The 11,349-nt window shown below is 68.5% G+C and carries 10 protein-coding genes; 2 read left to right on the forward strand and 8 right to left on the reverse strand.

Annotated elements, in window-relative coordinates:
* Window positions 1–71: 71 nt before the first annotated feature.
* Window positions 72–719 carry a hypothetical protein gene (locus NA4_RS25870; RefSeq protein WP_084497441.1) on the reverse strand — a complete coding sequence of 216 codons (648 nt, stop codon included), beginning with the start codon at window positions 717–719 and terminating at the stop codon, window positions 72–74.
* 410 nt (window positions 720–1,129) lie between these two features.
* A complete protein-coding gene (gene hisS, locus NA4_RS25875) occupies window positions 1,130–2,401 on the reverse strand; it encodes a histidine--tRNA ligase (RefSeq protein ID WP_067475274.1) in 1,272 nt (423 codons plus the stop codon).
* Between the two features lie 139 nt (window positions 2,402–2,540).
* On the opposite strand from hisS, the gene NA4_RS25880 reads away from it, so the two are divergent.
* Both NA4_RS25880 and NA4_RS25885 read left to right on the forward strand, forming a co-directional pair.
* On the forward strand, window positions 2,541–3,416 hold the full coding sequence (locus NA4_RS25880; RefSeq protein ID WP_067475277.1) for a peptidylprolyl isomerase: 876 nt from the start codon (window positions 2,541–2,543) through the stop codon (window positions 3,414–3,416).
* 402 nt (window positions 3,417–3,818) lie between these two features.
* On the forward strand, window positions 3,819–4,370 hold the full coding sequence (locus NA4_RS25885) for a hypothetical protein (RefSeq protein WP_067475280.1): 552 nt from the start codon (window positions 3,819–3,821) through the stop codon (window positions 4,368–4,370).
* Window positions 4,371–4,451: 81 nt separating this feature from the next.
* On the opposite strand, the gene NA4_RS25890 is transcribed toward NA4_RS25885, so the two are convergent.
* The 6 genes from NA4_RS25890 to NA4_RS41575 all read right to left on the reverse strand — a co-directional run bounded on the left by NA4_RS25890 (window position 4,452) and on the right by NA4_RS41575 (window position 11,343).
* Window positions 4,452–4,838, reverse strand: a complete 387-nt coding sequence (locus NA4_RS25890; RefSeq protein WP_067475283.1) for a DUF4913 domain-containing protein — start codon at window positions 4,836–4,838, stop codon at window positions 4,452–4,454.
* On the reverse strand, window positions 4,835–6,670 hold the full coding sequence (locus tag NA4_RS25895) for a type IV secretory system conjugative DNA transfer family protein (protein WP_067475286.1): 1,836 nt from the start codon (window positions 6,668–6,670) through the stop codon (window positions 4,835–4,837). Before NA4_RS25895 ends, NA4_RS25890 begins: the two co-directional genes overlap by 4 nt.
* A 42-nt stretch (window positions 6,671–6,712) precedes the next feature.
* Window positions 6,713–7,405 carry a hypothetical protein gene (locus tag NA4_RS25900; RefSeq protein ID WP_245671593.1) on the reverse strand — a complete coding sequence of 231 codons (693 nt, stop codon included), beginning with the start codon at window positions 7,403–7,405 and terminating at the stop codon, window positions 6,713–6,715.
* 62 nt (window positions 7,406–7,467) lie between these two features.
* A complete protein-coding gene (locus NA4_RS25905; RefSeq protein WP_067475292.1) occupies window positions 7,468–9,132 on the reverse strand; it encodes a peptidoglycan DD-metalloendopeptidase family protein in 1,665 nt (554 codons plus the stop codon).
* Window positions 9,133–9,169: 37 nt separating this feature from the next.
* Window positions 9,170–9,478 (reverse strand): transposase, encoded by a 309-nt coding sequence (locus tag NA4_RS25910; protein ID WP_067475294.1) that lies wholly within the window; start codon window positions 9,476–9,478, stop codon window positions 9,170–9,172.
* The gene (locus NA4_RS41575; RefSeq protein WP_245671595.1) at window positions 9,475–11,343 is read right to left on the reverse strand and encodes a putative type IV secretion/conjugal transfer ATPase; all 1,869 of its coding nucleotides are present in this window, start codon (window positions 11,341–11,343) and stop codon (window positions 9,475–9,477) included. Before NA4_RS41575 ends, NA4_RS25910 begins: the two co-directional genes overlap by 4 nt.
* Between the last annotated feature and the right edge of the window lie 6 nt (window positions 11,344–11,349).

An 11,349-nucleotide genomic window follows, 5' to 3' on the forward strand; every position in this document is an offset into this window, starting at 1 on the left:
CCGGGCACACCGGCTCCGTGCTCGCGGACCGGACGGAGGCGCTCGGTGCTGCCGTGGCCGACTCCTGCGGGTCAGCCGAGTGCGGCGACCTCGGTGTCGGTGAGAACGATCGGCGACACCACGTCCTTGGCCCGTGCCAGCTGCACGGCCCGATACAGCGGCCGCTCCTCCAGACCCGCATCGCGCGCCTCGGCCCGCAATTGATGCACCAGCATGGCGGAAACGGCGACCGCCGCGGCCAACTGACTGGCGGCGAGCGCATCGGCGAGCCTGCGCAGGCCGAGCAGATGCAGCTCACGGCCGCTGCCCGCGTCGGTGTACATCGCCAGCGGAACGATCTGCGAGACCTCTCCGGCAGTGACCCGCAGAGCGATGCGGCTCAGCCGCGCCGGGAACACCAGCACCTCGACACCCGTGGCCGACGACATCTCCACCTGCCGTTCGCCGAACAGCCTGCGGGCGTGAATGATCGTCCCCGACAGCCACATTCGCCGCCGCCGCAACGCGATGGCGTACAACACGGTCGGCGCGCCGACGACCATGCCGATGGCGACGGCGATCGGCCAGCTCACCACGGTCGCCGCCAGCAGCGCGGCGCCGACTCCGATGCCCGATGCGGCCAGCGCGAGGCGGCGCAGCATCGGCGCGTACAGCTCGGGCGCGACCAAGTCGAGTCCCACCGGCGTGAGCGCCTGCTCGTCATCAGAATTCGTCGACACTGCTCCGCCCTCTCGCGACCCCGGCATCGGTGCCCCGGTCACGCTACCGTGCCCACCACTCGGCCAGCGGCGGGTTCGGCGCAGAGTACCCCGATCGCGGCGCGCACGCCGCGCAACCGAAGGCCCGCGCCGACCTGCGCCCGCAGCCTGATCGGCGCTATCCGACCTACCCGTCCCATGCCCGCGCACGACCGCAGCGAAGGCGCGCCTAATGGGCGTGCCAGACGTAGCCCTCAGCCCCGTGCACGGCCGGAACGACGGCCGGAGTACGCATGAACGGGCGCCGCCGGACGCAGTCCGCCCTCAGCCCGCGCACGGCCGCAGCGAAGGCGGAGGTACGCATGAACGGGCGCCGCCGGACGCAGTCCGCCCTCAGCCCGCGCATGGCCGGAGCGAAGGCGGAGGTACGCCTATCCCGCCAGCGACTCCCGGATCACACCTACCACTTCGGCCAGCGGGATCTGCCGCTGTTCACCGGTCGCCATGTCTTTGAGCCCGATGGTGTTCTCCGCGATGTCGCGGTCGCCCAGCACCAGGGTGAACGCCGCCCCCGATCGGTCGGCCGCCTTCATCGCGCCTTTCACGCCACGCCCGCCGTATGCGAGATCGACCCGCACGCCTGCCGCTCGCAGCTGCGCCGCGAGCACGACCAGCCGCTGTTTGGCCGCGTCCCCCAGCGGCACACCGAAGACCTCACAGCGCGCTGAGGTGCCCGCCGACTTGCCCTCGGCCGCCAGGGCCAGCATGGTGCGGTCCACGCCGATGCCGAAGCCGATGCCCGACAACGGCTGGCCGCCGAGTTCGGCCATCAGGCCGTCGTAACGACCTCCGCCACCGATGCCGGACTGCGCGCCGAGACCGTCGTGCACGAATTCGAACGTGGTCTTGGTGTAGTAGTCCAGGCCGCGCACCATGCGGGGGTTCACCACGTAAGGCACGCCGAGCGCTTCCAGGTGGCCGAGCACCTGCTCGAAGTGCGCCTTGGCCGATTCCGAGAGGTGATCGATCATCAACGGCGCGTTCGCGGTCATCGCGCGCACCTCGGGCCGCTTGTCGTCCAGCACGCGCAGCGGATTGAGCTGGGCGCGCCGCTTGGTCTCCTCGTCCAGCGGCAGCTGGAACAAGAACTCCTGCAGCAGTTCCCGATACTGCGGGCGGCAGGTCTCGTCGCCCAGCGAGGTGATCTCCAGCCGGAAACCGTCGAGACCGAGCCCACGGAATCCGGCATCGGCGATGGCGATCACCTCGGCGTCCAACGCCGGGTCGTCGACGCCGATCGCCTCGATACCCACCTGCTGCAGCTGCCGGTACCGGCCCGCCTGCGGCCGCTCGTAGCGGAAGAACGGACCCGCGTAGCACAGCTTCACCGGCAGCTGACCGCGGTCGAGGCCGTGCTCGATGACGGCGCGCATCACGCCGGCGGTCCCCTCGGGACGCAGTGTGACGCTGCGGTCACCCCGGTCGGGGAAGGTGTACATCTCCTTGGTGACCACGTCGGTCGACTCGCCGACACCGCGGGCGAACAGGCCCGTGTCCTCGAAGACCGGCAGCTCGATATGTCCGTACCCGGCCAGTCGGGCGGCGCGGAGCAGGCCGTCGCGCACCGCGACGAACTCGGCCGAGCCGGGTGGCACGTAGTCCGGTACCCCCTTCGGGGCGGAGAAGCTGCTGGTCTTGGTCACGATGCTCCAGTTTCCACCACTACGCCCCCGCAAGTCCAACCGGTTCGCCGAACCGTCTCCCGGGAAGGATGCGGAGCAGTCTCAGGAAGAAATGGCACACTCTTATCCCGATGTCACCGGATACGGGAGGAACGTGGTAGTGCCGAGCAACGAACAGCGACGAGCAGCGGCGAAACGCAAGCTGGAGCGTCAGCTCGCCAACCGGGCCGAGCGGGCGCGCAAGCGCAAGCAACTCACGATCGCCGGATCGGTGCTTGGCATCGTCGTCGTGGTCGCCGCCGTCACCGGGGTGTACTTCCTGACCCGCGGCGAGGACAGCGGCTCCGACGCCGCCGATGCCTCGCTGTCCAGCGCCCCCACCGCCGCCGCGCCGCCCGCGGCGAAGGCCAAGCCCGCGACGGTCGACTGCGTCTACCGCGACAGCGCCAAGCCCGCGGACAAGCCCGCGAACAAGCCGAAGGCCGACGGCATCCCGACCACCGGTGTCGATGCCAAGGTCAGCGTCAGCATGGAGACCAGCCAGGGACCGATCGGCCTGACCCTGAACAACGCCGAATCGCCGTGCACGGTGAACAGCTTCGTCAGCCTGGCCGCGCAGAACTTCTTCGACGGCACCGACTGCCACCGGATGACCGCGGACGAGGGTTTGAAGGTGTTGCAGTGCGGCGACCCGACCGGCACCGGAATGGGCGGCCCCGGTTACGAATTCGACAACGAGTACCCGACCGATCAGTACGCGCCGGACGACCCGAACGCCAGCCAGAACGCGATCGCCTACAAGCGCGGCGCCCTCGCCATGGCCAACGCCGGTCCAGGCACCAACGGCAGCCAGTTCTTCATCGTCTACGCGGATTCCCAGCTGCCGCCGCAGTACACGATCTTCGGCACGGTGGACGAGAACAGCCTCGCCACCCTCGACAAGATCGCACAGGTGGGCCAGGACAACTCCAACGGCCCCGGCGACGGCAAGCCGAACCAGCCGGTCACCCTCCAGTCGGTGCGCATCGACCGCTGAGCGCCGAACTCCCGGGCCCGCTGCCGAACCCGGCAGCGGGTCCGGAGTACTACCCGGCCAATCCAGGATAGGCGAACCTTTGTTCGGCTAGGTTGACCTAATTCCGAAGATCATCCGGCGCGTTCCGGCGCGCGCCGGAAATGTGCGATATATGCTGATAAGCGGCACGCTCGTTCGATTGTGCCGACCTTTGTCGGGTAACCTCGAACCAAGGAGTTCCCGCAGCGTAGTCACCCCCTCGGCAGGACCGCCCTGATGGAGAGTGTGCGCCACGCCGCGAGTACTCCGGGTGTCCACGTTTGCAGGCGGGACCCGCTGCACGGGACTACAGTTCGCGTGGCGGCGTCCGTGACGAAGCACCACCATCATCCATAGTGATCACTGCAGCATCGGGGAGCAGCCATGTCCGAGGAACTGGACGACATCGGCCGGGAAACCGCGGCCATGATGAGGACAATGTTGCAGCTTGCGACACTCGTCGCCTTGAAGACCCGTGAGCGTGGTCAGAAGGAAATCGAAGCGCGAGTCAAACTCGCCGAGGCCCGCGTCAAAGAGGCGAGGGAACTGCAGGTCCGGGAGGCCCGCGACGCGAAGGCCAAGGATCCGCGGAATACGGAGCTGGCTCGGCTGATCGAGAAGCCGGTTCCGGAAAAGGGTGTGTCCCTGGAGAAAGACCGCTTCTCTGCGCAAGCCGAGGCCTCGCGGATGGCCGCCACTGCCGCTGCCAACGCCAGGCCGGCGATGCAGTACGACTCCCAGGAACGCCGCATGGCGATCGCCGCCCATCTCGCCAAAATGGGTGTCGCGCCGGAACTGGCCGCGGTGCGGATGCTGATCGAAGTAGGGCAGGCACAACCACCGGGCGAGGCGGTACGCACCCGCCCGGGCGAGGCGCCGACGGTCACCAGAGGGGCCAGGGAGCAGGAATCTCGCGGCCTGGAACGTACGCGATAGTAAGACGATCGAACGCCCGCGGGAGTTACCCAGCGGGCGTTCGTCTTCAGCGGGCTATCCGTGAGGCTGCCGCGCAACCGGTTACGTGTGAAAGTCGTCGATGGTGGGATCGGCAAACATGCCGTGCTGCGGCAACTTTGTCGGCAGCGGGCTGAGCATGTCCTTATGGCCGTTGCGCACACTGCAGTACTTGAACGGCCCCTTGGGGTCGAACAGCTTCGCCATGTGCGGGTCAGCGTGATCCAGGAACCAGACGCTCAGGCCGGTCGCCCCGTCCTGGCGGTAGTGTTCCCAGGCCCGCCACAGCGCGTCCAGTCGGGCGATGGCCTCGGCATGCTGCCACCATTCCGGGCACCACACCGTGTCGCTGAGATCAGTGACCTGCCGCCGGTAGAGTCCGCCGAGGTAGTTCTCGACGAAATCCACCACGTTCGCGTAGATCATCGGTTGTTGCTGCTGTTCGGTCATAGCGGCCGAACCTCCTCGGCTGGTCCGTACTCCGGCGGCGGCGTCGACTTGGTCAGCGAAGGCGCGCCGCCCAAATCCGCGATCACCGTCTTGCGCTGCGGATCATGACGCGAGATGGACTGCTTCACATCGGCAGCGTACTCGCCCTCCCACCATGGCACCGTGCGCAGCAGCACCGGCGGCGCCCCGGACGGGAACAGGATGGCCCGGCCGCGCGGCATCGTCGCCAGCGCGTTGACCGTGAACGTCTTGGACGAACTCAGCGAGCGCGAATAGCTCTTGCTGCCTTTGGATTCGGACACCGACTGAGAGATCGCGTCGTACTCGCCGAGCACGTCCGAACGTTCCTGCAGGAACTTGGTGTCGTCCACGCCGCTGCCGAGCACCTTGATGTTCGCCGCCGACCACAGGGCGTTCATGCCGCTCTCACCCCAGCAGCGCGCGCCCTGCGCCCAGGACTGCAGCACCGTCATCACCACGATGCCGCGCGAGCCGAAGTGACTGTACTGCTTGGGTAGATCCTTCCAGCGCACCACGTTCGCGGCCTCGTCGAGCACCGCGAGCAACGGAACCGCGAGTCGCCCACCGGCCGATTGCGATGCCTTGCGCATCGCGACGTCGATCACCGCCTCGGTGAGTGCGCTCACCAGCGGCGCGGCGGAGCCGCGGCCCTCCAGCGACAAGCTGTACAGCGTTCCGTTGTGCTCCAGGAATTCCAGCTCGTCGAACTCCCTGCGGTCGCCGCCACGGGTGATCCACGGATGCACGTTCGACAACTTCAGGCAGCGGATCATCTTCTTGGCGGTGCCGAAGATGCCGCTGCGCGTGCGCGCGTCGGCGTTGTACTGCGAGGACAGGCCGGAGGCCGTGTAATGGTGGCGCGCGGCGCGCAGGAGTTCGATGGGCTCGGTGTCCTGCGGGTTGGTCACCCATTCCCAGACCTGCACGATCGGGCGGCTGCCGTTGCGGTCGCCGACCGCGGCGGCCAGGAACAGTCCGGCCAGCAGGTCCTCGGCCTCCGGATCGAAGAACGAGTCGGTGGTGCTGTCGCTGCCGTCGTCACCGTCGGCGAAGTGCCCGGCCAGCCGCGCCGCGCGCATCTCGCAGCCTTCGCTCTTCGCATCCACCCAGGACAACGGATCCCAGAACCAGGTCGGAGGTTCGCCGGCAACGCCCTGCGGGTCGAAGACGAACGTGGGACTCCCCTTGGACTCCCGGACATCTCGGGTGGCGTCCACCACGTCGCGCTTGTTCGAGGTGGCCAGCACCGGCCCGATCGCGGTGAGGATCGCCGGGATCACACGCGAGGTCGACTTGCCTTGCCGTGGGCCCCAGATGTCCAGGTGCAGATCCTCATAGGAGCCGTAGAGCATGACGCCGTCCGCCACGCCGACGCCGATCGGCACACCGGGAACGCCGCCGTCACGAAGTTTCACACCGAGCTGCTGGGCCTTCTCCCGCACGCCCGACTCGGTGAGCATCGAGATCGCGCCGCCGTAGCCCATCACGTCGGCCTTGTCGTCCACCGGCAGCCTGCCCTTGGACTGGCGCGTCTGCAGCTGCTTGCGAATCATGAGGTAGCCGACCACGCTCAGGATCACCAGCGCGACGATCACCGTGGCCGCGCCGGGCCACCGCAGCTTTCCCCTGGCCAGCTCGGCGGCGATGGCGATCGGGTTGATCGGGACATTCTGCGTGCCGCCCGCGAGCATATTGCCCAGATGGAGCGCGAGCCAGAGGGTTCCGAAGATCGCGAAGCCGGCGTAGATCAGGATCAGGCTGAGGTCGGGTCCGGGTATGGCCGGATCCGTCACCTTTTTCTTCTTCGCCATGTGTGCCTCCTGGGTCGGCCGTCCGGTAGGGAAAGCGGGTGGTCAGCGGAACGCGTCGAGCCGCCAGCCGTCGGGTGTGCGCACGACGGTGGCGATCACCGTCGCCGGCGGCAACGCCTCCTTGCGCCCGTTCGGATAGACGACGGTCTGCTCGATCCCGATCTTGAACTGCTGGACGTTCGGATCGGTGTGGATCGGCGCCTTCTCGCCGGACGCAAAGATGAACGCCTCCACACGCGCCCCTTGTCTCGCCCAATCCGACCACTGCAGCGACGACTTCGGTGTCTCCACCGCGGTCGTCGCCGTGTCCAGCATACGAATCAGGCTGGGGCCGAGAAACTTCCGTGCCCGCGACAGCGAAGCACCCTGGCTCTCGGTAGCGGGCTCCCAGCTGTAGATCTCCCGCAGCGCCGCGACCGCAATGCCGTCGGGACTCACCGGATCCGGCGCGGGAGCGACCTCGAGCAGGCGGGTCGTTGACGTAGCCGGGTGCGCCGCATCGGATCCCGTGTCCGCGCGGCCACAGGCTGCGCCCAGCACCGCGACGCTCACCACCAGCATCACCACCAGTTTCGCGCGTGCACTTGCTTTGTCTTTCCAGGCTAGCCGCATCGCACCACGCCGCGGCAGCCTTGCGACCGCGTGTTCGGGCCCAGGGGTACCGCTGCCCGCAGCTATCGCGCTCGGCGCCGCCACCACCGTCGAGGCGGCTGTACCTGTCGCTGGCTCAGTCATGACTGCGCTCACTGATACTCGACTGCGGCACCAGCGAGTGCGTGCGTCCATTGTTCGCTCGCTCAAAGCACCCTCCTCGCCCGTCCGTCCCCCGGTACCGGGACTTGCGAGACGCCGCCCGCGGATCGGGCGTCCGCTCCCGGAACCGACTGGATCATCCGGCCGTTTCCGGCGTAGATGCCGACCAGCGCCGGTCCGCGCGGCCCGAATGAACTGAACACCAGATCACCCGGCTGAATTCGGCTCATCGGCACCTCCACACCCGCCTCCCATTGCTGTTCGGCCGTGCGCGGCAACGTCACGGCGCCGGACGACGCCGCGAACACGGCAGCCGAGGTCAGGCCGGGCCCGTCCAGACCGCCTCCGCTGGGCCCCTGCGGCCCGCCACCGCCCCAGACATACGGCGTGCCGAGCCATTCGTGCGCGGCTTCGACGATCTGGTCACCGGTCGCGCCCTCCCCCGGCGTGAACCGGCCGAGCGAGCCCGGCGCACGGTACTGCGCTTCCATCGCGAGAATGTTCCGCACATACGGCTGGGTCTCGGCGTAGTGCGCCGCGACCTGGTTGGGCATGCCGCCCGACGCGAGCACCGCGCCCTCACCCGCGTTGTACGCCGCCAGCGTCAGCGCGACGAGGTCGCCTTGCACTCGGCCCTCGGACTGCCACCGCAGGATCTTGTGCGCGATCGCGCACATGTAGCGGCCCTGGCCGATGATCGCGTCACCGTCGTCCCACACACTGGCCATACCGTTGCCGTCGGCGTCGATGACGTAGGGCCGGCCGTCATCGGGATTGATGGAGGCCGCGGTGCCCGGCAGGAACTGGGCCAGGCCCTGGGCACCCGCGGGCGAGATCGCGCCGCGCCGGAAGCCGGACTCCTGCCTGCCCTGCGCGGCCAGCAGCGACGGCGTGATCTGCGGGCAGATCGAACCCGCGCGCCGGTACCAGATCTCCAGTTCCTGCGGCACCTTTCCGGAGGCGAGCGCGCCACCGGCGGTACCGAAGCCGAGGCTGCATCGTGGATCGCTGGAAAAGGCGTGCGCGCCACCGATATCCGGCGTGGGAGCGCCGTCCAGCCAGGGCAGCGGGTCGATCTGCCGCCCGCCGGTGAACCGGCCGCCCGGCACGATCTCGAAATGCAGGTGTGGACCGCTGGATTCGCCCGCGGAGCCGACCGCGCCGATGTGCTGACCAGCGGTCACCGTGTCGCCGGCGCGGACCAGCACACCCGAGTCCCACATGTGGCCGTAGACCGCCGAATACGAACGCCCGTTGGTGTCCACCGAGTCGACGACGATCCAGTTGCCGAAACCCGACGCCGGACCGGCGGCGACGACACGGCCGTCGGACACCGAGAAAATGGGGGTACCGTCGGACGCGGCCATATCGACACCTCTGTGCGCGCCCCCACGAGAACCGAAAACATCCGAAACGGTGAAGGTTCCGATGGCCAGCGGCAGCGTGCGGCGCAGCGAACCGACACCGGCCGCCAGCGACGGCGTGGCGGTCGCGGCCGGATTAGCCTGTGTCCCGGTGGGATTCGCGGTCGCCGCAGCCCGCCGATCGCCCGGCGGGTAGCCGCCCAATGGCGGCAGTGCCGACTGTGAACCGAGCACCGAGCCGCCCTCGCAAGGGTCGTCTACCGCGGGCATGACGATGACCAGCACGACGGTCACCAGTCCGAGCACCGCGCCGAGCGCGGTCCACAACACCGATTTGCCGCTCATCACCGCACCCCGGCAGTATGCCGCGCGCAGGCGTGTTTCACGTCCGGCGCCGGGCTTCGTTGAGCGTGTCGGCCAAGGTGCGGTTCATCTCGGCTGCGGCGGCCAATTGCTGTTGTAGCAGCGCGACCTTGCGACGCAAGGCGGTCGCGTCCATGCGTTCCAGACCCGGTCCTTCGGCCGCGCGCACCCAATTCCGGACCGAATTCGTGTGCACACCGATCTGCTCGGCGACCACACGACAGGCCTCCGACTCGCTGCGCAGCTTGCCCGTGAGCGCGATGACCTGCGCGACCGCCGCCTCACGCACCTCGGGTGAGACGCGGCGGTAGGACCGGTGCGGCATCATGCGGCACTCCCGGGCGAGTCCGTTCCCCGCGATGTGGATTCGGTGAACTCGCTGAACCGCTGGTTGGTGTCGTGGATCCCGCTTTCCTTCTCCGACAGCGTGAATTCCATGTGGAACGGAATGCCGGGCCTGCGGTCCTCACCGATCTTCAGCAGGAATTTACCGGTACCGGGCGGTGACGGCCGCTGCTGTCCCGGCTTGAGCGCCTCGCCCGTCAACGCTTGCGGTGCGGACCATCCGGTCACCATCTCCTCCTCGGCCGATGTGAACGGAACCGTGCTGTCGAGTCGTTTGATCTCCTCGGCAGGCAGCGCGCCGAAGATCTTCGCGCGCGCTCGCTCGAGGAAGCCGAGCGCCTTCGCGATGGCGGCTTCCGATCCGAGTGCTTGCAGGTCCTTGATGGTGTGGCTGATCATGATCAGCGCGGTGGCGATGCCGCGCTGTAGTCGGGTCAGCTCGTCGACCCGGTCGACCATGAAGTCACCGAGACCGAGCACCTGCCACAGCTCGTCCATCACCACCTGGAAATAGCGCTGCGGGCCGAGCTTCGCGTCGGCCAGCACGTGCGCGGCCTCCACCGAGGCGAAGCCGTCGGCCCAGCAGGCCAGCATGACCGCGGCCTTGAGCTTCTTGTCGCCGGTCGGGATGTGCGAGACGTCCATGCACACCGCGACCGCGCTGGTGTCGATCGGCACGGTGGTCTGTCCGTTGAAGACCGCGCCGAACGGGCCCTGGGTGAGCGCGCGCAGCGAGCGGCGCAGGCCCTTGATCGCCTCCTGGTACTCGGCCTGGCTGTCGGCACCCGCGTCCAGCATCAATTCATCACCGCCACTGACGATCACGTCGAGGAGGTTCTCCATGATCGGCGGCTTGTCCGGCGTATACCCGCTGCCGGGCCGGTACAGGATGCGCAATGCGGTGGAGATCAGCGTCTCCTCGTAGTCGCGGACGCGGTCGCCGCGCACCAGCTCGACCAGACCGGCGATCAGCGTCACCTGCCTGGCACGCAGGTCCTGCAACACTTGCAGTTGCAGGGCCGGGAACTCTTCCAGCCGCGGAACCACCGCGCCGAGCACGCCCGCGGCGAGCGGGTTGAGCTTGCCGTGCCCGTAACCCAGGTCGATCACCTGACCGCCGACCAGCTCCACCATTTTGCGGTAGTCCGGTTTGACGTCGGCCAGGATCAGCGGCGTGATCCCCTGCGCGATGCCGCCGAGCACGATCCGGCGCACCAGCGAGGACTTGCCGAAACCATTGAGGCCGAGCACGAACAGGCTGGGTGCGGTGATGAAGCTGCCGCGCATGAACCAGTTCATCGGGTCGAAGCACACCGGGGCCCCGGTGTGCAGATGCGAGCCGAGCGGGGTGCCGATCAGCGGCGCACCCGCGCCGACCGACCAGGGCCACAAGCCGGCGACCTGGGCGGTGGTGGCGCGGTATTCGACCGGCCTGCCGACCACGTTCATCCGGCCGCCGCCCGGCCCCGCGTAGCCGCGGTCGGTGAGTTGTGCTGTGCTGCGGTCGAATCCGTCCTCGATCGTCTGCTCCGCCCTGGCCGCGTAATTGCGGCGGCGGATATCGTCGGTGCGGACCCGGAACTGCGCCCACGCCGCGCGCAGACCGCTGCCCTCGCGGGCGATCATCTCCAGCTTGGCGCGGGTGGCGTCGTCGAGCAGTGGAGGGCCGGACTGTTTGCGCCGATCCGCCTTCGCCTTCGCGCGGCGGGCCGCTTTGTCCTGGTAGGGAGTGCCCATGGCGCGGTCGGCCGTGTAGTCGACCTTGGCGGGCCGTGCCACCCGGCCGTTCCTGGCGCCGCCCCGATCCGGGCGCCGGGCGATGCGCTCGGTGGCCGCGTCACGAGGCACGCGGGA

Source organism: Nocardia amamiensis NBRC 102102 (genome assembly GCF_001612745.1).
GTDB classification, from domain to species: Bacteria; Actinomycetota; Actinomycetes; order Mycobacteriales; family Mycobacteriaceae; genus Nocardia; species Nocardia amamiensis.